The 24,229-nt window shown below is 44.4% G+C and carries 17 protein-coding genes and 1 pseudogene; 10 read left to right on the top strand and 8 right to left on the bottom strand.

Annotated features, from left to right (window positions below; genetic code table 11):
• Positions 1-84: 84 nt before the first annotated feature.
• The 5 genes from H9625_RS02390 (at position 85) to H9625_RS02370 (ending at position 5,716) form a co-directional block, all read left to right on the top strand.
• Entirely contained in the window at positions 85-744 is a 660-nt protein-coding gene (locus tag H9625_RS02390) for an HAD family hydrolase (protein WP_013617411.1), read from the top strand.
• Positions 745-1,245: 501 nt separating this feature from the next.
• Entirely contained in the window at positions 1,246-2,067 is an 822-nt protein-coding gene (panB, locus tag H9625_RS02385; protein WP_013617409.1) for a 3-methyl-2-oxobutanoate hydroxymethyltransferase, read from the top strand.
• A 78-nt stretch (positions 2,068-2,145) separates the two neighbouring features.
• On the top strand, positions 2,146-3,270 hold the full coding sequence (locus H9625_RS02380; RefSeq protein ID WP_191762884.1) for an MFS transporter: 1,125 nt from the start codon (positions 2,146-2,148) through the stop codon (positions 3,268-3,270).
• A gap of 13 nt (positions 3,271-3,283) precedes the next feature.
• A complete protein-coding gene (gene ettA / locus H9625_RS02375) occupies positions 3,284-4,972 on the top strand; it encodes an energy-dependent translational throttle protein EttA (protein WP_087208733.1) in 1,689 nt (562 codons plus the stop codon).
• A 222-nt stretch (positions 4,973-5,194) separates the two neighbouring features.
• Positions 5,195-5,716, top strand: coding sequence for a histidine phosphatase family protein (locus H9625_RS02370; RefSeq protein ID WP_191762883.1), 522 nt, complete (start codon positions 5,195-5,197; stop codon positions 5,714-5,716).
• 246 nt (positions 5,717-5,962) lie between these two features.
• On the opposite strand, the gene pyrH is transcribed toward H9625_RS02370, so the two are convergent.
• From pyrH to H9625_RS02350, 4 genes are all read right to left on the bottom strand, one after another.
• On the bottom strand, positions 5,963-6,673 hold the full coding sequence (gene pyrH, locus H9625_RS02365; RefSeq protein ID WP_013617405.1) for a UMP kinase: 711 nt from the start codon (positions 6,671-6,673) through the stop codon (positions 5,963-5,965).
• 127 nt (positions 6,674-6,800) lie between these two features.
• Positions 6,801-7,448 (bottom strand): hypothetical protein, encoded by a 648-nt coding sequence (locus tag H9625_RS02360; protein ID WP_087208737.1) that lies wholly within the window; start codon positions 7,446-7,448, stop codon positions 6,801-6,803.
• Between the two features lie 259 nt (positions 7,449-7,707).
• Positions 7,708-9,339, bottom strand: coding sequence for a RagB/SusD family nutrient uptake outer membrane protein (locus tag H9625_RS02355; protein WP_191762882.1), 1,632 nt, complete (start codon positions 9,337-9,339; stop codon positions 7,708-7,710).
• 33 nt (positions 9,340-9,372) lie between these two features.
• Positions 9,373-12,405, bottom strand: coding sequence for a SusC/RagA family TonB-linked outer membrane protein (locus H9625_RS02350; RefSeq protein WP_191762901.1), 3,033 nt, complete (start codon positions 12,403-12,405; stop codon positions 9,373-9,375).
• Positions 12,406-12,612: 207 nt separating this feature from the next.
• Here H9625_RS02350 and H9625_RS02345 point away from each other — a divergent pair, with 207 nt between their 5' ends.
• On the top strand, positions 12,613-13,686 hold the full coding sequence (locus tag H9625_RS02345; RefSeq protein ID WP_191762881.1) for an AAA family ATPase: 1,074 nt from the start codon (positions 12,613-12,615) through the stop codon (positions 13,684-13,686).
• Between the two features lie 72 nt (positions 13,687-13,758).
• On the opposite strand, the gene H9625_RS02340 is transcribed toward H9625_RS02345, so the two are convergent.
• On the bottom strand, positions 13,759-15,240 hold the full coding sequence (locus H9625_RS02340) for a RagB/SusD family nutrient uptake outer membrane protein (protein ID WP_087406186.1): 1,482 nt from the start codon (positions 15,238-15,240) through the stop codon (positions 13,759-13,761).
• A 13-nt stretch (positions 15,241-15,253) separates the two neighbouring features.
• A pseudogene (locus H9625_RS02335) lies at positions 15,254-18,181 on the bottom strand (SusC/RagA family TonB-linked outer membrane protein); the annotation flags it as partial.
• A 192-nt stretch (positions 18,182-18,373) separates the two neighbouring features.
• Between H9625_RS02335 and H9625_RS02330 the strand changes: the two are divergent.
• The 4 genes from H9625_RS02330 (at position 18,374) to H9625_RS02315 (ending at position 19,548) form a co-directional block, all read left to right on the top strand.
• A complete protein-coding gene (locus H9625_RS02330; RefSeq protein WP_022039204.1) occupies positions 18,374-18,592 on the top strand; it encodes a DUF3791 domain-containing protein in 219 nt (72 codons plus the stop codon).
• Positions 18,589-19,062, top strand: coding sequence for a DUF3990 domain-containing protein (locus tag H9625_RS02325; protein ID WP_087395640.1), 474 nt, complete (start codon positions 18,589-18,591; stop codon positions 19,060-19,062). The genes H9625_RS02330 and H9625_RS02325 overlap by 4 nt, the downstream gene beginning before the upstream one ends.
• Positions 19,059-19,304 carry a hypothetical protein gene (locus H9625_RS02320; protein WP_225226209.1) on the top strand — a complete coding sequence of 82 codons (246 nt, stop codon included), beginning with the start codon at positions 19,059-19,061 and terminating at the stop codon, positions 19,302-19,304. Before H9625_RS02325 ends, H9625_RS02320 begins: the two co-directional genes overlap by 4 nt.
• A gap of 103 nt (positions 19,305-19,407) precedes the next feature.
• Positions 19,408-19,548 (top strand): hypothetical protein, encoded by a 141-nt coding sequence (locus H9625_RS02315; protein ID WP_191762880.1) that lies wholly within the window; start codon positions 19,408-19,410, stop codon positions 19,546-19,548.
• 36 nt (positions 19,549-19,584) lie between these two features.
• Here H9625_RS02315 and H9625_RS02310 read toward each other — a convergent pair whose 3' ends face one another.
• Positions 19,585-21,171 carry a RagB/SusD family nutrient uptake outer membrane protein gene (locus tag H9625_RS02310; protein WP_191762879.1) on the bottom strand — a complete coding sequence of 529 codons (1,587 nt, stop codon included), beginning with the start codon at positions 21,169-21,171 and terminating at the stop codon, positions 19,585-19,587.
• Positions 21,172-21,192: 21 nt separating this feature from the next.
• Entirely contained in the window at positions 21,193-24,159 is a 2,967-nt protein-coding gene (locus H9625_RS02305; protein ID WP_191762878.1) for a SusC/RagA family TonB-linked outer membrane protein, read from the bottom strand.
• Positions 24,160-24,229: the final 70 nt, after the last annotated feature.

Below are 24,229 nucleotides of genomic sequence, written 5' to 3'. Positions count from 1 at the left end.
TTAAAATTGCGGTGCAAAGTTAGGAAGATGGACGAATATTTCGGAAATTTGTGCTGTTAAATCAAACTAAATGTAAAACTGGATATGGATAAAACCAAATGTATAGCCGCTCTTTTCGATTTCGACGGGGTGGTGATGGACACCGAGCCGCAATATACCGTCTTCTGGGATGCGGTGGGGAAGAAGTATCATCCGGAGTACGAGGCTTTCGGCAAGATAATCAAGGGGCAGACCTTGAGCCAGATTTTCAGCCGTTATTTTGCCGGGATGGAGAAAGAGCAGGCGGAAATTACGGAGGATTTGAACCGCTATGAGGCAGAGATGAAGTATGAATACGTGCCGGGAGTGACCGGTTTCATGCGTGAGCTGCGTGAGCAGGGAGTGAAGACGGCGATTGTGACCAGCTCGAACGGACAGAAGATGCGGAGCGTGTATGCCGTGCATCCGGAACTGAAGGAACTGGTCGGGCGAATCCTGACGGCGGAGATGTTCACCCGCTCGAAACCAGCCCCCGACTGCTTCCTGCTGGGGGCGCAGGTGCTGGGGACGGTACCGGAGAACTGTGTGGTGTTCGAAGACTCGTTTCATGGGCTGGAAGCGGGAAATGCCGCCGGAATGGCGGTGGTAGGGCTGAGCACGACGAATCCCGCTGAGGCAATCCGTGATAAATGCCGGGTGGTTATCCCCGATTTCACCTTGTTCAGCTACGAAAAGATGAAAAGCTTGCTTAACTCGTTGAAATGATTTACTTTTGCCCGGATTTTTATTTAAGTGAGTGTACGGACTTAAATGATATTTATCAGAAACACAGATTTTCGCAGATTAACGCAGATAAAATAAAATGATATTGAATATCCGCAAACATCCCATGTAGGGGCGTATCGCATACGCCCGAATGCATCAACTAATCCACGTGGATATTTTCAGGGCGTATGCGATACGCCCCTACAAGGCAATTGGGTGGAATGCGGATATTAAAAAACAAAATTGGTTTGCGAAAAAATCTTGATGTATTGTCATCCTGAACGAACGTGAAGGATCTCGTGTACATCCACGTGGGCGCATCCGAGATGCTTCACTTCGTTACCAATGACGAATTTACAATTTGTCATAATCGAATGGGTTTTCCGCAGGAAATAGGCACTCAGCATGACAAATGATTTTTCGCAATTCATTTCTGATTGACTATAAAACGGGCAGATTGTATAAACTTTAGGATTAATTACTTAAGAAAGGAGAAAGATTATGGCTGGATATTTAGTCAGTGACACTCGGAAGGTGACCACCCACCGCTTGATGGAAATGAAAGAAAGAGGTGAGAAAATTTCAATGCTGACTTCGTACGACTATACCACGGCACGCATCGTGGACGAAGCCGGGGTGGATGCGATATTGGTTGGCGACTCGGCATCGAACGTAATGGCAGGCAATGTGACGACGTTGCCCATTACGGTCGACCAGATGATTTACCATGCCCGTTCGGTCGTCCGGGGCGTGAAGCGTGCGCTGGTGGTGGTGGATATGCCGTTCGGCTCGTATCAGGCAGACCCGTTCGACGGGGTGCGCAACGCCATGCGGATGATGAAGGAGACGGGTGCCGATGCGCTGAAGCTGGAAGGCGGAGAGGAAGTGATAGAGGCTATCCGCAAGATAATCGGGGCGGGTGTCCCAGTGATGGGTCATCTGGGCCTGATGCCGCAATCCATCAACAAGTATGGTACGTATGGTGTGCGTGCCAAGGGCGATGCCGAAGCCGATAAGCTGTTGCGCGACGCGAAATTGCTGGAAGAAGCCGGCTGCTTCGGGCTGGTATTGGAAAAGATTCCGGCTGCATTGGCACAGCAGGTGACCGAATCCTTGCATATCCCCGTCATCGGCATAGGTGCCGGAGGAGCTACAGACGGTCAGGTGCTGGTGGTGGCTGATATGTTGGGCATGACCAAAGGCTTCAGCCCGAAGTTCCTGCGCCGGTATGCCGACCTGAATGCGGTGATGACCGATGCCATCGGACAATATGTGACGGATGTGAAGTCGGGCGGTTTCCCGAACGAGTCGGAACAATATTAAACAATGGACAATTGACATTAGCCCTGCGGCGATGTGAAAGAATTGTCAATTGTCATTTGTCAATTATAATAAAGGTATATGCTGTGGAATAAAAACTTTACTTTGCTTGCAGCGGCAAATGTGTTTTTTCATGCCGCCGTATACATGCAGTTTCCTGTCCTGCACCGGTGGATGACGGATGTCTGGGGATATACAGGAGTGGAAGCGGCGTGCATGGCGGTAGTGTTCGGCTTGTCCCTGTTCATTCCGGGAGTGTTCAACAGTTATCTGGTCGATACATTCAGCCGGAAACAGGTATGCATACGGAGCATGATTGTGTTAGGTCTGGCGACGCTGGCTTATCCGTGGACCTCGGCAACATGGCAGATTGTCGCTTTGCGCGTCTTGCAGGGGAGCGCGTTCGGAATCGCTTTGATGGCTACCGGAAGCACATTGGCGATAGATGTGGCTCCCAGCCATCAGCGGGACGGAGCGAACCGGGCTTTTACATGGTCGGGCATCGCGGGCATGTTGGCGGGCGTTGTGATTGGCTTGGCGGGGATGCAGCATGTGGCTTTCACGCAGCTGGTAAGTGTTTCGGCGTGCTTGCTGGCGGTGGCTATGGTGCTAATCGGGTATGTGAAAATCAGTTTCCGCGCCCCTTTGGATTTGCCCCTGTGCTCGTCCGACCGTTTCTTGCTTTTCCGTGCGGTCCCTCCGGGCATCAATATGATGGCGGTTCCGTTGGTGATAGGCATGCTTTTTGTTTCGGTTTCCGATTTTTCCTTTTATCTTTGCACAGGGCTTGGCTTCCTGCTCTATCTGTTGGTGAGGGAGAGCGTAAGGCGGCAGGTCGACGGGCGGATTCAAGTCGGGGCGGGGCAATTGCTGATGATTGCCGGACTGATGGCATTGCATCATCCTGAGGGCGTTTATCCCCTCTATATAGGCGGATGCCTGATAGGCTTAGGCACGGGATTCTCCATCGGCCAGTTCCTCCAGATGATGATTTTGCTCCCCTTGCATTGCGAGCGCGGGACGGGTTATCACACATACCGCTTGTCGTGGGAATTGGCGTGGGCGTGCGGCATCTTCTTGGGCGTGTATCTGCAAAGTCAGGGCAAAGGCTTGTTTGGGGCGGAAATACTGATAGCCGTGGCAGGGCTTTTGCTGTATCAGGCATTCACGTACCGTTATTTCAAGAGACATTATCAGAAACATTAAAACTATAAAGAATATGGCAGACGATAAAAAAATTATCTTTTCGATGGTCGGAGTGAGCAAGTCATTCCAGAACAACAAACAGGTATTGAAAGACATCTACCTATCCTTTTTCTATGGAGCGAAAATCGGCATCATCGGTTTGAACGGAGCCGGTAAGTCTACGTTGCTGAAGATTATCGCCGGACTGGACAAGAATTATCAGGGCGAAGTGGTGTTCTCGCCGGGCTACTCGGTAGGCTATCTGGCGCAGGAACCTTATTTGGACGATACGAAAACGGTGAAGGAAGTCGTGATGGAAGGCGTGCAGGCAACCGTAGACGCGCTTGCCGAATACGAGGAAATCAACCAGAAGTTCGGCTTGCCCGAGTATTACGAGGACCCCGAGAAAATGGATGCCCTCTTTGCCCGTCAGGCGGAACTGCAGGACATCATCGACTCTACCGACGCGTGGAACCTCGACTCCAAGCTGGAGCGCGCGATGGACGCCTTGCGCTGCCCGCCCGAAGACCAGCCGGTGAAGAACCTTTCGGGAGGCGAACGCCGTCGGGTGGCGCTGTGCCGCCTGCTGCTCCAGAAGCCCGACATCCTCTTGCTGGACGAACCTACCAACCACCTGGATGCCGAAAGCATCGACTGGCTGGAACAACACCTCCAGCAATACGAAGGAACGGTGATTGCCGTGACGCACGACCGCTATTTTCTCGACCACGTGGCAGGCTGGATTCTGGAGCTGGACCGTGGCGAAGGCATCCCCTGGAAAGGAAACTATTCCAGCTGGCTGGAGCAGAAGACCAAGCGCATGGAGATGGAAGAGAAAGTGGCAAGCAAGCGCCGCAAGACCCTGGAACGCGAGTTGGAATGGGTGCGCATGGCGCCCAAGGCACGTCAGGCGAAAGGCAAGGCACGTCTCAACTCGTACGACAAGTTATTGAACGAAGACGTGAAGGAGAAAGAAGAAAAGCTCGAAATCTTCATCCCGAACGGTCCCCGTCTGGGAAATAAGGTAATCGAGGCGAAACACGTGGCAAAAGCTTACGGCGACAAGCTGCTCTTCGACGACCTCAACTTCATGCTTCCCCCCAACGGCATTGTGGGCGTCATCGGTCCCAACGGTGCCGGAAAAACCACCCTGTTCCGCCTGATTATGGGCATTGAGAAGCCCGACAAAGGCGACTTCGAAGTGGGCGAAACCGTAAAGGTTGCCTACGTGGACCAGCAACACAAAGACATCGACCCGAACAAGACCGTATACCAGGTTATCAGCGGAGGCAACGACTTGCTCCGCATGGGCAACCGCGACGTGAACGCCCGTGCCTACCTGAGTCGGTTCAATTTCTCGGGCGCCGACCAGGAAAAGCTCTGCGGCATGCTTTCGGGAGGCGAGCGCAACCGCCTGCACCTTGCCATGGCGCTGAAGGAAGAAGGCAACGTATTGCTTCTGGACGAGCCTACCAACGACATTGACGTCAACACCCTGCGTGCGCTGGAAGAAGGTTTGGAAGACTTTGCCGGATGTGCCGTAGTAATCAGCCACGACCGCTGGTTCCTCGACCGTATCTGCACCCACATCCTGGCGTTTGAAGGAAACAGCGAGGTGTTCTTCTTCGAAGGCTCGTACACCGAATACGAGGAAAACAAGATGAAGCGCATGGGCAATGTAGAGCCGAAGCGCGTGCGTTACCGGAAACTGATGGAAGACTGATTTAAATGAAGAATGAAGAATCTTTTTTGAATGAAGAAACAGCATTCTTCATTCCTCATTCTTAATAATGAATATCCGCATTTTACCTAATTGACTGTAGGGGCGTATCGCATACGCCCTGAAGGCATCCGCGTGGATAAGTGGACGCATTCGGGCGTATGCGATACGCCCCTACATGGGATGTTTGCGGATATTCAAATTCTTAATTCTTCATTTAATAAGATGTTGACTATATACCTCGCCCGCCACGGGCAGACAGAAGAAAACCTGAGCCGGATATTCCAAGGGCATTTGCCCGGACACCTCACCGAAGAAGGGAAGCGGCAGGCCATAGCCTTGGGAAAGGCCTTGGAAAACATTCCGTTGGATGCCATTGTCAGCAGCGACCTGCAACGGGTGGCAGATACGGTCCGCCTTGCGGTAGGCAGCCGGGATTTGCCCTGGGAAAAGAATGCCCTGTTCCGCGAAGTGGACTGGGGGAGCTGGACGGGGATGTCGATAAACAGTGTCGACCGTTCCTGTTTCCCGAAAGACGCCGAAACCCCCGCAATGCTTTACGCACGTGCAGGCAAGTGCATCGACTATCTGAAGCAGCATTGCGAGGGCAAGTCGGTGCTGGTGGTTGCCCACGGGCAGATAAACCGGAACATCATTGCGCAGGCTCGGGGGATTCCCCTCGGCCGCCTGAAGGAAATACCGCTGATGAAGAACGGGACAACAGTTCAATTAATAATTAACAATTAATAATTAACGCGAATCAGGAGTTAAACGTAGTTATGTTTCACAGGAGTTATCACTTCGTTCAGGAGTTATACTTCACGCGGTATTTATTTGTGCATTTTGTATATGCCACGTAGTAGAGACGATGTGCACATCGTCTTTACAGAAGCTGTGCAAAAGGCATTGGCATCTAACTCCCTTTTAACCCCTGATTGGCATTATTAATTGTTAATTATTAATTGTTAATTATTAATTGTTAATTATTAATTGTTAATTATGTACCAGCGTGCCGATATTTTCACCGGCAACGACCTTCTTCAGGTTGCCCACGGTATCCATGTCGAAGACGATGATGGGCAGGTTGTTTTCCTTGCACATGCAGGTGGCGGTGAGGTCCATCACCTTCAGCCCGCGTGCCAGCACTTCGTCGTACGTGATATCGTCAAACTTCTTGGCGGTCGGGTCTTTTTCGGGGTCGGCGGTATAGATGCCGTCTACGCGCGTGCCTTTCAGCATCACGTCGGCTTCTATTTCGATGCCTCTCAGCGATGAACCCGTGTCGGTGGTAAAGAACGGGTTTCCCGTGCCGGCGGACATGATGGCCACTTCACCGTTCTCCATGGCTTCGATGGCTTTCCATTTGGTGTAAAACTCGCCTATCGGCTCCATGCGGATAGCCGTCAGCACCCGTGCCTTCACCCCGTTTGCCGTCAATGCCGAGCTTAGCCCCAAGCTGTTGATTACCGTGGCGAGCATCCCCATCTGGTCGCCTTTCACGCGGTCGAATCCCTTTCCGGCACCGCTCAGCCCGCGGAAAATGTTCCCTCCGCCGATAACGATGCCTATCTGCACGCCCATGTCGTGTATTTCCTTAATCTGCAAGGCATATTCTCCCAGGCGTTTCTCGTCTATGCCGTATTTCTTTTCTCCCATCAGGCTTTCGCCGCTTAACTTTAACAAGATACGTTTAAATTTTGCCATATTCAGAATCTTTTTTGTTTGCAGGCAAAGGTAACAAGAATTTACGGGAATACACAAAAAACGTCGCGGCATTTTCAGCATGCGGCGACGTCAGAAAGAGAGAGAGAATCTGTTTGTTTATGTCTAGTTAGTCTTTGTTGATGCTTTTGATGACTTCCGAAGCTATTTTGGAGGAACTTTTACGGCTGGCTTTGCTGAGTTTGGCTCCCTTTTCCAAATTCATGCATGTGAAATAGTTGTTCCCTTTGGTCACTTCATGCTGATTGCGGTCGTAAAGTGAATAACTTACAAAGTGGAACAGGGTGCGCAGGGGAGTGTCTTGCCATTTCAAGTAATGTTTATTAAGGAAAAGCACATAGTCGGCATCCGCTTCGTTAAGTATTTTGCTGAATTCTTCTTTGTTTACATTACTTAAGTCAGCATAGGTGTCTTCATTTTCTCCGTTGACTTTAACTTCGGTCACAAGAGTATTCACATCAGGAAGATTTTCTGATGAGACGAACGTATATTTTTTGTCTTTGTTTGCCTGAATGATGTTATTGGTAATAATACGGTTGTAAGTGTCACCGATGCTGTCTTGAGGAATGCCGGTTTCTTCTGTAATCATAGGAGCTGGAAAATAGTTAGAACCCACATTGTCTAGTCCAACTACCAGTACTTTTACTTGCATGTCTTTGGTCTTGTTTTCTTTGTTGCTGTCTTCTGCATTTGCAGTTGTAATGAAAGTCATGGCAGCCAAGCCTAAAATGATGTTTTTAATCAGAGTTGTTTTCATTTCTTTCTTCCTTTTTTATTTGACATTGCAAAAATAGGGTGGTCGTGTTACATCCTTGTTTCTACATTGTGATAATCTTGTTAAATGCTTTATTTGTAGCGCTGCTTTGCGGTGTCTTGCTTAGAAGAAACTGTTTTGAATTTTATCGTAGGCTGATTGGGGATAAGTTTTAAATACGTCCTTATGATATAAAATGCGACCCTCCTGCAGATATTTTCGTGCAGAAGGGTCGCTTTACTTGTTGTCGTGTATTTGTCCGTTATTCTACGGCTGGCATGTCTAATCCACTGTTATAATCGGTTTCTCTTGACGGAAGAACCCATTTCCAGAATGAAGAGTTGGGGTCTGCTCCATAAGTACCGGCGATAGATGCATGGAAATTACCTCCTTCGGTAATGCCTTTGCGCTGAACCGGGCGTCCCCAACGCTTGCAGTCGAACCAGCTGTGACCTTCACCCCAAAGTTCGAGACGGCGGTACAGAATAATTTCGTTCCACAAATCTTCTCCTGTTTTCGTACAAGTATATTCAGGGTCACGTCCACTGGTTTGATTCAATTCAATCAAATCGTTTTGTGCACTTGTAATATCCCCTGTCTTATAAGCTGCTTCTGCCTCAATCAATAACATTTCAGAAGAACGGATAAATGGAATGCATCCAATACCCGGCATACCAAGTGCGGCAAATTTCAAAGCACCGTATGGTTCAATGGTTTGTGCCGGAGTGTAAGTGCAAACGCTGGCTGCATAATTATTGGCCTTGGTTGCCGCAGCTAAACCTGCATCCGTCTCTATATCAAAGCTTCCATAAATTGTTTCTATGACGTCTTCCACCTTTTGGCCTTCTTCCAAGAAAGTACCGGAGTGCAAGAATAAGCCTTTACGTATATCCGTATCAGGGATAGCGTCAATCAGCTCACGGCTTGCCGCGATATTATAACCAACAGACGCATAATAACCATTGTATGCCATTGTCACTTGATAGCTCCAGTAATATAAAGTTTCTGCAGCATCATTATAAGAACCCCAAATCCATTCGGAAGTCGGATTGCAGAAGCCGGTTCGGTAATCGGCATTCGACATTAATGCATAACCATTCCGGGCCAATTGGGCCATTTCACTTGCCTTGCTATAATCCTCCCGAATCAGGGCAGCACGAGCGTATACGCCATAAGCTACATTCAGATTTGGAAAACATACGGCACTGCTGCTGTATACAGTGCTACGGTCTAAACCGGATGCCTGAAACAGTGAGATGGCTTCGTCAAGATCCTTGTAAATCTGTTCATAGGTCTGAGCTAAGGTAGACAACGGCATGTCACCTGTAGATTCATCCAAACGTAAAACTATACCGTCTGTAGCACCGTTGTTGCTATTCGCCCAACTGTTGCAATAGAACTGTACTACTTGTGAAAAGGCAAATGCGCGGAATGTCAATGCTGAAGCTTTCAGAAACTGAAGCTCTGCCTCATCTCCTTCGGCGGTATCTACATTGGCAAGAATCGTATTAGCGTTTCCTACTATGGTATAGTAATAATACCAAGGGTACGAATCATAAATGGATGTATTGCTGTCATTCATCGTTCCATTCATCATCGGAGCCCATCCCGGGGCAAATACAGGGAAATAGAAATCCTCACCCATATATTCGGCGTACATCATCATGATGGTACCTTCGCCATTAAAACCCTGGCCATAATATGCATGCTGCATGGTCATCAGTTTGCAGATACCGTTGATGGCTTGCTTCATATTGTCTGCATTACCGTTCACTTCCCCAGCAGAAGCTGAACCAGTAGGCATCGTGTCCAGCCAGCTGTCACTACAGGAGCTGAACGCCAAGGCAGCACCCAGCAATCCCATTGTCATGTATTTTGTGATAGAATGTCTCATATATTTATATGCTCTATTAATTTATGTATTGATTTAGAATTTCAAGTTTACGCCTAAAGTATAAACGCGGGCAGTGACGAATGTGTTGTCCATCGTACCGTTGAAACTGTACTGCGGGTTCATACCTTTCAGCGAGGTAATGGTAAATGCGTTTTCAATACTACCATATACGCTTATACCGCCAAGTCCGAGTTTGGTTACCCATCTCTTAGGCAAATTATAGTTCAAGTTGATATTCTTCAAGATGAAATAAGAAGAATTTTGCAGCCAACGGTCACATGAACCTTGCGAATAAGCATCTTGTGATGACAAGTCAAAACGGGGAATTCCGTTCGGATCTACACGATTGGGCGAATCCTCTGTCATTCCAGCAGGTACACTCTGCCAGGCATTCAACACATCTGTATGCAGTGCATTCGGACTGGCTACGCTCGAACTCATCAAAGAAGCATAGGTGGTATCGTATGTCTTTCCACCCAATGAGTAAGTCCCTAAGATAGAAAGAGTTAAATCCTTATAACTTACCGAAGTCGAGATGCTTCCATAAACAGTAGGCAATGCAGTGCCGCTCCAGTCCTTTCTAGCATACGTGGTGTTATACGTATAGTCTGTACCGTTGATATTCACATGATAACCAGCTGCTTTTGCCGATTCAACTTTTGTCGGGTCAATTTCATAAAGAGCACGACCGTTCATCTGGTCTACACCGGCATACTGGTACATATAGAACTCGTAAATACTATGTCCTTCCGAGAACATCTGTACACCGTTTAGGATATCTTCTCCGTCAGGCAATTCGATAATCTCGTTTTTCAGCCATGTCAGGTTCATGCCGATATTCCAGTTCCAGTCTTTGGTACGGATAACATCCACATCAGTAGCGATTTCGATACCTCTATTAGATACCGACCCGATGTTTTTTGCCATACTTGACATAGCTGTTGCGTCAGCACTACCGATTCCCCACAAGTCTGTAGCACCAGCCGACAACGGATTATACACATTGAACAGCAGGTCGCGCGAACGTTTATCGAAATAATCGAATGAAATGTTCCACCGGTCAAACAGACGGGCTTCTACCGCGATGTCAAACGAAGATGTGGTTTCCCATTTCAAGTTCTCGTTCATCAGCTGGTTCTTATAATAAGCACCCAATCCGGCATTGGTGTCCGAATTATACAAAGCCATGTAGGCATAATAATCTACACCGGCGTCATTACCTACTTCACCATACGAAGCACGCAATTTCAAATCATCTACCCAAGTCACATCTTCCATGAACTTTTCTTTCGAAATCATCCAGCTTCCGCCTACCGACCAAAAGTTCCCCCAACGGTGATCGGGATGGAAGCGGGAAGAGCCGTCCCGACGGAAAGAAGCATCGAAATAATACTTGTCATCGTAGTTGTAACGGGCACGTGCCAAATAACTTTCTGTGTTATACTCAATCGTAGAACCTTCACTGTAAGTAGTTTCTGAGAAGTTTGACAACTCAGTGTTGTCACCTGTCATTTTCATATTAGCCTTTGCAGTATAGTCCAGTGACTCATAATAACTACGTGCTTCATGAGCCAACAGCACATCTACCGTATGCTTGTTGAAGTGGTGAGCCCAAAATAATTCTTGTGAAAGCGTGTAATCTTTCACACGTTGATAATATTGGGTCAGACGACCGTTGTTGCCGGCACCGTCACCACAGACAGGGTTATTGTAATTTTTCTGTTTCATGTTCGAATTGAACAGGTTTCCTTTTGCCGTAAACTGGAAATCATTCAAGAACGAAATCGTGGCATAAATCTGTCCTTGCATCGTGTTGGTGTACATACGGTTGATATCGTTTTCCAATTCATACACTACATGGCGGTTTGACAGATACTGTTGCCCTAGGTTGTAGGTAGGATTTCCATTCTCGTCCATCACCACATTGCCTTCTGCATCATGTGCATAATACGGATAAACCGGAGCCATCATACGTGCGGAATAGAATGGGTTGATATAATAGGTGCCGTTGGCTTCATTGGCATAATTGCCTTCCGAAGAACTTGCTGATAAATTAATACCGCTCTTAAACCATTTGTTCGGAGTAAAGTTGGCTTTCAAGCGACCGGAGAAACGTTCAAAATCAGAACTGATAACATATCCTTTTTCGTTCAAATAAGAACCAGATGCAAACAAATCATATTTTTCACCCGCAGCTGCACCGCTCAAATTATATTCTTGGCGGTAGCCTGTACGCTCCAAAGCATCATTCCAATCCAAGTCATTATATCCTGGCAAAACATTTCCTAAGAACTTTCCATCTTCTGTGAAAAGTTCAGTGTTTCCCTTATCGAAAATATTCGATTTGATAACATTGCTCATCAAAGTCTGGTTAACGGCTGCGGCGGCTGAAGCAGCATCCATACCTTCGTCTATCATATAATAGCGTTGGTATCCTTTCCACATTGTTTCCATCCAGTCGTTGATGCCCAGACGGTCGTATTCGGGAATACCACGGGTATACATACCTTGGCGTATATCCAGATTCAGGCTCGGTTTGCTTCCTTTTCCATTACGTGTCGTAATCAAAATAACACCATTAGCGGCTTTATTACCATAAAGAGCAGCCGAAGAAGCATCCTTCAAGACAGACATTGATTCAATATCATTGGTATTGATTTCGTTCAGGCTGCCTTCATAGGGTACACCATCTACTACAATCAAGGGTTCGTTTGTTCCATTAATAGAACCAAAACCGCGGATACGGATGCTATTACTACCATTACCCGGTTCACCGTATGTACTGTTTACCTGCACACCGGTAGTAGTACCTTCCAATGCGCTGGTCACATTTGTTACCGGTCGTTTTTCAATCTGACCTGCACTTACAGATGATACCGCACCCGTAATGGAGGCACGTTTCTGGGTACCGTAAGCAACGACAACAACTTCATCCAACACCTCTTCATCCGACTTCAGTACAACTTTCATAACCGGTCGGATGTCGAGCTCTTGCGTCTGCAAGCCGGTGAAAGAAACCACCAAAGTTCCGGCCGAACTGAATCTTAGCCAATAATTGCCTGTTATTGAAGTATTTACAAATGATTCCTGTTTTTATCTCTTACTGCAAAAACATTAGCTGGAAAACCTTGTAAAGGCATTTTCATTGAAATATTTCTACCTAATGTATCCCAATGTATTACCAAGGAACGAAGTTTTCATGGAATGAAAGTTTCTTTATTACAGGATAATGATTATATTTGCGAAAAAAGTCGCAACGAAAAATATCGCAATATGAAAAATCCATTTAAGTTTGGGACAGTAGTAGACGGAGCTTTCTTCACGGACAGGGAGAAGGAATTACAATCTATCGGGCAATTGTTGGAAAGCGAGAATCATTTGGTGTTAATCAGCCCGCGGAGATTCGGGAAAACCAGCTTGGTTTGTAAAGCCTTGCTGCATATAAACAGGCCTGTGGTTATGATTAATTTCCAATCAGTTACAACTGTGACCGAATTGGCTGCGCTTTTGCTGAAACGCATATTTAAATTATATCCATTCGAAAAAATCAAACATGCCATGGCTCATTTTCGGTTCATCCCGACTTTTTCAGTCAATCCGATGACTGATGGAGTAGATGTTACTTTTCAACCCGGAAGCGATAATAATATCGTATTGGAAGATGTATTGATGTTGATAGAGAAATTAGGCGAGAAAAATAAATTCGTTGTGGTATTGGATGAGTTCCAAGAAATTATTGATTTGGAAAAAGGTTTGGATAAATATCTTCGCTCCATTATGCAGTTGCAACACAACGTAAACTATATTTTTTTAGGAAGCCAAGAGTCTATGATGGAAGAGATATTCGAAAAGAAAAAATCTCCGTTTTACCATTTCGGCATTTTGATGCGGCTCCCTAAAATACCGTACGATGATTTTTTCCGTTATCTTACAGAGCGGTTTGCATTTATAGTTCCAGAGCAATCGGAACAAATAGCGAAAGACATCCTTTTGTTTACCCAATGCCATCCTTATTATACACAGCAGCTTGCCTTTCAAGTTTGGAATATATTGGAACAAGAAAGCCAGACAGTGGAGGTTGTAAATCATGCCGTAGACGAATTAACTCAATTACATGATTTTGACTATGAACGCATTTGGATGGCAATGAATAAAACCGACCGCCACATATTGACTATTTTAGCACAAAGCGCAACGTCTCCGCTTGATTCAAAAAGGGAAATGCCTACCAGTACTGCATTTAGTGCGTTAAAACGTTTGTCTAAGCAAGGATATGTAATAAAGAATAAGAAATACGAAATAGATGACCCTTTCTTTGCCCGCTGGATTTTCAATCGGTCATTGTAAAAATTGAAAAGAAGGCTGCCCAACTGATTTTCAGCATGAGCAGCCTTCTTGTTAATTTATAGAATGCACTATTTAATCATTCTGTTCTGTAATAGCACTATTCGCATTCAATTCTTTGTCCGGAATTTGATAGATAAATAGTTTATCACCAGCCGGAACTGATTTAGGAGTCGTAGCACTATGATTAGTTGCATGTGTTCTGTCTAAATCCTCATTGCGGCGTTTCATGTCAAACAAACGTCTTCCTTCACCCCACATTTCAATACGTTTTTGAATTTCAATTTCTTCTAATAACGCATCTCCAGATTTGCTGCAAGTATATCCAGGTACACGGGTTTGCATAATAGTTTCCAACATCGTTTTTGCTTCAGCTGTTTTCCCTGCACGGTATAAAGCTTCGGCTGCCACGAAATACATTTCACCTGTACGCAAATAGATATAATCAGAGCAGAAGGTGTCTCCTGTTCCTAATGAACCGACATCCACAAATTTGCATTGGATATATTGACGTACATTATAATGAGAATTCGATTCATCTACATCAATACCAAACCATTTTTTACGAATATCATTGTCTGCAATTTTATCATACAAGTCGCTGGCAATCATTTTATAGTTACCTAATGCACCTCCATACCCCGGTCCAAACGGATCCATATTACTCATAAATGAAGCATAAAATGTATTGGTTTCGCTATTGATGTCAGCACCCCAAAGCACTTCACTTAAGTTGATGTCATTGAAACCGGACAACAATTCGTCTTCATTCATCAATGTTCCGCCTTGAATAGCTATTTGGGCATATTCTGCGACTTTATTCCACTGATCAGGATAATCGTTTACGAACGAAAGAATGTTAGCGTAAATAGCAGCTGCAGCATACTCATTCAATTCTGCTTTACTTGAAATTCCTTTGCCTTTCAGGTAATTGTACCCTTTGTCAATATCGCTAAGGATTTGGTCATATACTTCTTTTACAGGAACACGCTCCAATCTTGTTTCAGTTTCTGTATAGATAGGAATACCTGGCTTTCCCTGATTCCATTGATAAGGTTGTTGGTAAAGATTGATTAGCCAAAAATAACAATAAGCACGTATAGTGTAACTTTGCCCCAACATGGTTTCTACGGTTTCGTCCCCGTCTTCCGCTAAACCGATTAGATTGGTAATAACTTCGTTCGCGCCACTAATTACAGCATAAAGCTCTTGCCAACATGTCGTAGGGCGACGGTAATTCGAGCCTCGGTTATCCAACATATAGTCGTAAACGAAGAAGTGCTGAGTCAGATAAGCCATATCATCTCCCATCAAATCCGTAGCTAATTCGAATGCTTTTAGACCAAAATCGTCATGACTTTGCTGAGCTTCTGGAGAAAATAGGTTTTTATAATATCCCGTAATATAGGCTTGTATGGCACTTGGGTCTCTCTCAATCACTTCTTTGATTTGGTCTTCCGAAGCATATTCACTTGGCTCCTTATCCAAAAAGTCATCCGCACAACTTCCTAAGGTGAGGGCAGCGGCACATAATGTAATATATTTAAGAAACTTCATAGTCTATTCTTATTTAAAAGTTTAAGTTAATACCGAATGAAATCGCACGGATAGCTGAATAGTTGGCAGCTGAATATCCGTATTCATATTGGCGTGGATCCAATCCTTTACGTTTTGAGAACATGGCAACATTGTCTGCTGAAACATAAATCCGTGCAGAGTTAGCTTGTATCGCTTTCATCCATTTAGCCGGGAAAGTATATCCCAATGAAATGTTACGGATATTGAAATAAGATGCGCTAATCAAAAAGCGGGATGATTGTGCGTTACTATTTTGTGCTCCGTCCATGATAGGCACATCCGTATTCTTATTTTCAGGAGTCCATGCATTCAAAATATCCTTATGCCAGTTTGAACCAACATTGCTTCCTGCATGCATGAATCCCATGTACATACTATCATAGATTTGACCTCCTAACTGGAAGTTTGTTCCGATAGTCAAATCAAAGTTTTTATATGAAAAGTCCATTGACAAACCTCCTTGGAAATCAGGCAAAGTCGAGCCTAAATCGTATTTGTCGGCTTGGGTATAATCTTCGGTTACGGTTCTGCCCGTTACATTCCCATTTTCGTCTTCTACATTCATATACCATTGGGCTGCACCTGTTTCCGGATTTACACCTGCATATTCGTATGTATATACATCATAGATAGAACCTCCTTCGGTCAGGCGGAACAAAGAAGATGTTCCATGGATAATACCGTCAGCTCTTTTGTCTTCAGGCAGACTCACGATTTTGTTTTTATAATGTGTCCCATTAATTGAGATGTTCCATACAAAATCATTAGTGCGGAACGGAGTTGCGGTAAGTGTAAATTCAAAACCTTGATTCTTCATATCCAACAGATTCATAGGTATATATGAAATACCAGACGATATAGGATAGGGCATATTATAAAGCATGTCTGAAGTATTCTTCAAGAAATAGTCGAAATCAAATTTCAACCGGTGGTCGAAGAAAGAAGATTCGATACCTACGTTCAAGTTCTTGCTCTTTTCCCATGTCAAGTCTTTGTTTCCGCGATAGCTTTCCACTACAGAGAATGCACCGTTATTATTTGATACGGTATATTGCTTTAAATAGGGTTGATAAACTACATAGCCATATTGATCAAGAATACCGTCATTCCCTTGTGTACCGTAACTTGCCTTTATTTTCAAGTCATTCAGCCATGATACATCTTTCAACCATTCTTCCTGAGTCATACGCCACGAACCGCCTACTGACCAGAAAGTACCCCGTCTGTTATCCGGATGGAATTTAGACGACTCGTCTGTACGGATGCTGGCAGAAAGATAGAAACGGTCTTCATAATCATAATTTACGCGACCGAAGTAACTTTCCATTGAATGTTCTTGTTTATACGAATTCATATCACTCATGGTAATGGCATTGTTGAATTCCGGATTACCAAGCGTATAGAAGTTATATTTATGCGTATATTGATAATTCTGGATATACGAATAAGATTCGTGTCCTACCATTACGTCAAATGAATGTTTTCCTATTGATTTGGCATAGCTGGCAATCTGGTTAGCTGTAAATGTCTGCATGCGGATATTGTATTTATAGGTACGTCCGTTTACATTGGCAGCATCACCATACAATTGATTCATGTGGTCTGTGCGCACTTGGTTCATTAAATCATAACCAATGTTTGCGGTCAACTTAAATCCTTCAAATAAGTTTAAGTTGATAGTTCCACGACCAGAGAAATTGTCATTCAAAGTTTGGTGTACGTCAAGATCAGAATTTGCAGCTACATTCTGGTTGCTGAAACCTGCCATACGTGAACTGTATGTTCCGTCACCATAGTCATAAATAACATTACCGTCTTCATCATACAAACGGTTCCCGTCTGTATCGTAAGCATATACTGGATAAATCGGAGCAATCTGTTGTGTAAACATAAATGCGTTCGAGTAATTTGTTAAACTTGCTCCTTGGGATGTTCCGGCATTCTTTTCCCCACGTGCATACGATAAATTTCCAGTTAAGTCCAAATATTTATTTACAGTATGCGTAATATTGGCACGAGCCGAAATACGCTCAAAGTCTGTGTTCCGCAAGATACCTTCATCTTTCAAATAACCTAAAGACAAGAAATGAGTCGTTTTAGAGTTACCGCCCTGCATACTGATATTATATTCTTGGCGTAATCCATTATGTAAAGTTGCATCCGCCCAATCATCGTGATGACGCAAAGGAGCAGAAGTGACCACACCTTCCGGAGAAACCATTTCATTATTAGCTACTCCGATAAAAGGATTATAACCGATAGAATTAATCAAACCAGCAGACGCTTCTTCACCTCCCACTTGGTTATACAATACATTCCAAGCAGTTTTTACATAAGTGCGTTGGTCTTTCATAATATCATATTCAGGGATTCCACGAGTATTAACACCCCAACGAGCGTCTACACTGATACTACTTTTGTCACTGGAACCTCTTTTGGTAGTAATCATAACAACGCCATTAGCTGCACGAGAACCGTAAAGAGCAGCAGATGCAGCATCCTTTAAGATAGACATACTTTCGATATCAGCCGGATTCAAAGCATTAACAGCTTCTTCATCGTAAGGCATACCGTCTACCACATATAAAGGAGCGGCGGAAGCACTAAACGAACCAATACCACGAATACGGATTTTTGCATTTTCACCGGGTTGTCCGCTCGTGCTGATTACTTGTACGCCTGCTGCAGCCCCTTCAAGTGCTTTGGAAACAGATGATACTTGAAGTTTTGCGATTTTCTCCCCGTCAACTGAAGTTGCAGCTCCTGTAAAAGAAGACTTCTTCGCAGTACCATAAGCCACCACCATCACTTCGTCCAGCTCATGCATGTTAGATTGCATCACCACTTTCATAACCGGCTGAATCTTAACTTCTTGCGTCTGCAAGCCGATGAAAGAAACTACCAAAGTTCCCGCCGAACTTGATGATGCCTATAAATGACTGTTTATAAACGAATTACAGAATTTATAATTATGCTTTGTTCTTTCTCATGATTGGTTCATATAGAGTATAACAGGGTTTCGTCTGAAATTTTTCTACCCGAGATATATCTGAAAATGATGAGATAATAGAATTTTTGATTACCTTTGTGTGAAACTCAAACACCTTTAGTTATGGATGATAAGTATAAGATACCTTATATAAATGCATGCATACGTGCTTTTGCCAAGCGTTTCAGCCTTTCGGTCAAGAATGCTTTTTTATACCTATATCGGTTTAAAGGCGTGGATTTTCTGAATGACTTTTACGGCGTAGAGCATTTGCAATCCATTGATGATGCCGTGGATGACTTGATTGTCATCTGCAAAAAAAACGGAGGACAACTGATATGATACTTTATCATGGGACTAATGTTGATTTTCAGCAGATAGACATTCGAAAATCCAATCCGTACAAGGACTTTGGTCAAGGCTTTTATCTGACTGATATTCTTGTGCAGGCTGAAAATATGGCAGCCAAGAAAGCACGGATTCTTGGCGGAAGTCCGATTGTACAGAAATATCAATTTGATGAAACGTATCTCTCGGCTCCGTTTCTGAACGTCCTGCTTTTTGAAAAGCCAAGCAAAGAGTGGGCAGAATTCATTTACCGGAATAGAACAAGGAGTATCCCTGCCTTTTCACATCATTACGATATTGTGATGGGTCCGATAGCTGATGACGGGGTAGCTTACCTTTTAAGCCGTTACGAAGAAGGTTTCTGTACTCTGGAGGAATTGGCAAAGGAATTGGAATACAAACAATTGAACAGACAATTCTTTTTCGGGACTTTACGAAGCATTAACTTATTGGAAAGAATATGATGACACCAATCCAACAGGACTATCTGATTTCACACATAGTCGATAAGATAACAGATTTTTTGATTGCGGATTTTCAATTAGACATACCTTCCGCACTGAACATAGTCTATACATCTGATACGTTCAGAGTACTTTCTGACAAAGAAACTGGCTTATACAGCCAAAGCCCTTCCTATATATATGAATGGCTTAAAAGAGAATTTCTGACGGGGAAACTGGACGGTGCTGTCGACAAACACTGATAATTACCGAAGAGCAGGGGACCTATCAAGTGTATGACCGCTTTTTCAGTTTATGGTTAAAGGAACAAATGTAACGCTTCTTGCATTCAAACATTGTATATATGTGAAACATAATGAAGAGAGTGCACCCGAATACGAGATTGCCATAGACTACTACACCGATATACCAGATGACCACCGTTTATATGGATTGGTTTATAACAGAATGTTCAGTCTGTACCATTTATATGTCATAATCAGTTAGGGGCACACCCTCTTCATTTCTATTTATACTAAAGATTTACAGCGTAGGACGCTCTGCTGCCGGGTTGTTATCTTCATCAGTGATTCCTTCGTTGGTTTCCATTTCACACTGCGGAATGCGATAAATCATAATTTGCGACTCCGGATCCAAATTGAATTGGACAGATGCCGGATAGTTTGTACCCTTTCTTACAATAGGTTTCTTCAATCGTAAAATGTCGAACAGAGCGAAACCTTCACCCCATAGTTCCATTCTGCGTTGCAGCCAAACTTCATCTTGCAATTCTTCAGCTGAAGTAGCATGACTTGTAAAGGATGGATTACGGTAAGTTTGCACAAAACTTTCCAAAGTGGATTTTCCTGCTCCAAGATTTCCGGACATGGCTTCTGCCTCAGCTTTAATCAAATACATTTCTTCTACACGCATCAGAGGCCAGTCTGAAGAATTGGTTGTATTTCCAAACACACTCTGGTAAGCACCGAATTTGGTATTTACGTATGGAGCCAAACCAAAATATTCAATGACAGGAGTACCGTTTACCGTTTCATTATCTACCAGCGTTGAAGTAGTGTCAGGAGAAATAAACCACTGCTTGCGGATGTCTGTATCAGGAATCTGTTCATAAAGAGACGAACTGACCGAACGGAATGTCCCGGTTAATGTCGTATAACCGTTTCCAGTAAAAGAGCATAGATGAGAAGGCCAATTGATGATGCCTGTGGTTACCACCTCGTTATCTGGTGAAATCAGAATTCCCCATAGCCAAGAACTGGCGGTAGCCGAATTGAACGTTGGAGTAGAGACTTCCTGCAAAGACTGCGGAGTGCCACCTTGAATAGCTTTGTCTGCATCTTCTGCTGCGGCAGCCCAGTTTTGCATAAGCAGGTTGGCACGGGCACGCAAGCCATATACCACGGCTTCGTCTATTTGGTCTTTATTGCTGCCTGCGTCAAAACCGGCTAATAGTTCTGCGGCTTGATTCAAATCGTTCATGATTTGTTCATAAACTTGTTCGACTGTAGCACGTGGATTATTTTGAAGTTCCTCGTCTGTTTTTGTTTCTGTGACAATAGGAACAGCTAATGCACTTTCATGTCCTGCATAAGTAAACTGGAAACATTGTACCAAGTTTAAGTAATCGTATGCACGTGCTGCCAAAGCCTGCCCCCGGTAGCGTTGCAAATCTGCATCTTCTGTATTCGCATCAATAAGTTTCAACAAATCATTGGCTGCCTTCATGTGATTATAGAAAATCTTCCAAATAAACTCAGCCCCGCTTGCATCGGCATAATCCCGGTCGGCATAATTCTGAGAACGACTAAACCAGTTATAGCCGCTTGTAGATGCCACAATGTCCTGACCTCCAGATTCCAGTTGTAAAGACACGGCAGGAACTCCATAGTCGCTATGGTATGTATTAAGGTCATCGGAAATCGTGCCAAAGAAATTCAGTCTGGCAGCCATGGCATTGGCTTCTGCCGTTATCAGATTCGGACGGCTTTCGATTATGTTTTCCTTTTGCTCGTCAGACACATACTGGCCTTCCGGGAACTTATCTAAGTCGCAAGACGCAAGTGCCAGTGTAATGCCTGCTATTATTATAAAATTGTTATTCAGTTTCATAATTTTCCTTTTATTTAAACGTTAGAAATCCAATGATATTCCGCCGGAAATAGTACGGATTGGAGAATATACATTATCAGTAGATACATATCCTTGCCGCGGGTCAAAACCTTTGCGTGCTGTCCACAAAGCCACGTTGTCTGCCACGAAGAAGAGGCGTACTCCTTCTATCTGTAACTTGCGCGTCCACTTCTTCGGCAAAGTATAACTGAAAGTGATGTTTTGCAGGCTCAGGTAGTTTGAGCTTGTCAACCATCTGTCTGATGTATAAGTAGTATACACGTTATTGGCGTTCATGCGTGGCACATCCGTGTTTCTGTTTTCCGGAGTCCAGGCATTCAGCATGTCTACGTGCAAGGCATGACCCATTGCTTCATCACTCATTAAATCAGCGTAAGTATTGTCTATCATGCGTCCGCCCAGTTGGTAGGCAAATGAAATGGAGAAGTCAAACCCGTAAACTTTAAGGCTGGTGCCGAAACCGCCATATACTTTCGGCAAGATATCGCCTGTAGCGAAACGGTTCTCCGAAGCCACGGCATAATCTGTTGTGACTGTATTTCCTTCCTCGTCTGGTTGAACCAACGCATATTGGGCTTCACCGGTATCCGGATTTACACCCAGATATCTAGGCAGGTATAGCTGGTACATGGAATCCCCTTCGCGATAGATACGTGCGCCGTCAATCATTTGCCCGTTCAGCTCGGGAGCCAGTTCCAGCACTTTGTTCTTAAAGTGGGTAAGATTGAGATTGATGTCCCATGATATGTTTTTTGTATCGATTACAGTCGAGTACAAATCAATTTCAATGCCACGGTTCACCATTGAACCCACGTTTTCCGGCATACGCGAATAACCCAATGACGAAGCCACTGGCTTGAAATAGAGCATGTCGGTGGTTTTGCGCGAGAAGTATTCCACACTACCGCTTAATTTCCCGTCCCAGAATGTGAAGTCAAATCCAGTATTGAAGCTGTGCGAAGTTTCCCATGTGATGTCTCTGTTTCCTTTATAATACAATGATGTAGAAAAATCACCATTGCTGTTTGCCAATGTGTATTGGTCCATATAGGGATAATAGTTACGATAAAGCCCGCCTTCATACATCAGGTTATCATTACCTTGGGTACCATAACTGATTTTAAACTTCAACATGTTAATCCAATGCTGGTTTTCCATGAATTTCTCGCGGTTGATAAGCCATCCTGCCCCTACCGACCAGAAATTACCCCAACGGTTTTCAGGAGCAAAGCAAGAAGAAGCGTCGTGACGGTAAGATACAGATGCGAAATATTTTCCGTCATAATCATATTGTCCGCGGAACAGCCAACCTTCCGTTGCGTATTTTTGCGTATAGGATTCGTTGATTTGGTTGGAAATGGCATTATTCAGTTCGGGAATATTCGGATTGTATACTTTCTCACGCTGGCCGTATAAATACTGGTATTTGTAGTTATAATTCTCATGTCCGGCAAGAATGTCTACATTATGTACATGATTGAACGTCCGGTTATAAGTCAGCAAATACTGTTGGTTCGTACTGAAAGTGCGCTGTGTGGCTACACTGACGATACCGCCCACACCGCTTGTTTCGGAATATTGTCCGTAAAACGGATTGACCATATTAGAATAATGCACATTGTTCGCATCCACGCCGATATTGATTCTTGCTTTGATGCCGCCCCAAATGTCGATGTCGGCACCCCATTTTCCACTGACAACATCACCGGAATATTCCATTTTGTCAAGCATATAGCTTGCCAATGGGTTAGCATTGGGAATTACGTTCGAGCGTGAGAAATTTGTGTCCGACCCATAGTCATAACGCTGGGAACCACGATTATCCACCATGATATTTCCCTTTGCATCACGTACATACATCGGATAAATAGCACCAATGATGTTCGCGGCATAAAATGCATTGGCATTAGAAGTACCGCTTTCGGTATCCTGTTCCCGACTGTCGTAATGGGTGAACGATACATTGCCGCTCATTTTCAGCCACGGTTTGACTTGATAATCCGCTTTCAAGCGGGCTGAATAACGCTGGAATCCGGAATTAGGGACAATTCCCTGATCGTCCAAATAACCGGCAGACATGTAATAGTTCAATTTTTCATTGGCACCACTGACACTCAAATTATATTCCTGACGCAAATTGTTTTGGAACAATTCGTCCGTCCAATCGTCAGGGAGATAAGTATATGTCCCGTCAGAATACCCTAGCTTCGCATTCGGATTCAGTTTTCCGTCCATTCCTATCAGCTGTTCACCATTCGGCACACTGAATACTTGGTATCCTAAATAAGCCGAAGACAACATAGCCTGATTGGCGTATGCATTAGCAGCAGCTAAGTCTCCGTTTGCCAGATAACCTTCCAAATCTGCATTGTAGATAGAAGCGTAATTCAATTCATAGAATTTGCCTGGATCTGTAATGCGTTCGTATGAAGCGATACCGCGCTTGTTTACACCCCATTTGGCATTAAAATTCACACGTGCTTCCCCATTGGCACCCCGCTTAGTAGTAATCAAAATGACACCGTTTGCACCGCGGGCACCATACAAAGCATTTGAAGCTGCGTCTTTCAATACGGTCATCGATTCGATATCAGTAGAGCTGATGGCAGACAATTCACCGTCATAAGGTACGCCGTCCACTACATAAAGAGGTCTGTTGCTGGCTGAGATAGATCCGATACCCCGAATGCGCACTTCCGCATCCTTTCCCGGTTGGCCAGTATTGCTTGTAGTTTGCACTCCGGCAACCTGTCCGGTCAAAGCATTCGTGATATTTGAAGTTTGCCGTGAAGCGATTTTGTCATTCTTGATTGTAGCTGCCGAACCGGTAAATGTCGACTTCTTTGCAGTACCATAAGCCACCACCATCACTTCGTCCAATACCTCAGCATCCGACTTCAGTACAACTTTCATAACCGGTCGGATGTCGAGCTCTTGCGTCTGCAAGCCGATGAAAGAAACCACCAAAGTTCCCGCCGAACTAAAGATGATTATTAACGTATTGAGTATGAGGAAACTATAAGGACTTCTTTTAAAA

Source organism: Phocaeicola intestinalis (assembly GCF_014837065.1).
Taxonomy (GTDB): Bacteria; Bacteroidota; Bacteroidia; order Bacteroidales; family Bacteroidaceae; genus Phocaeicola; species Phocaeicola intestinalis.
Note: the sequence above shows the minus strand (reverse complement) of the source record. Positions and strands in the feature narration are given on the sequence as shown.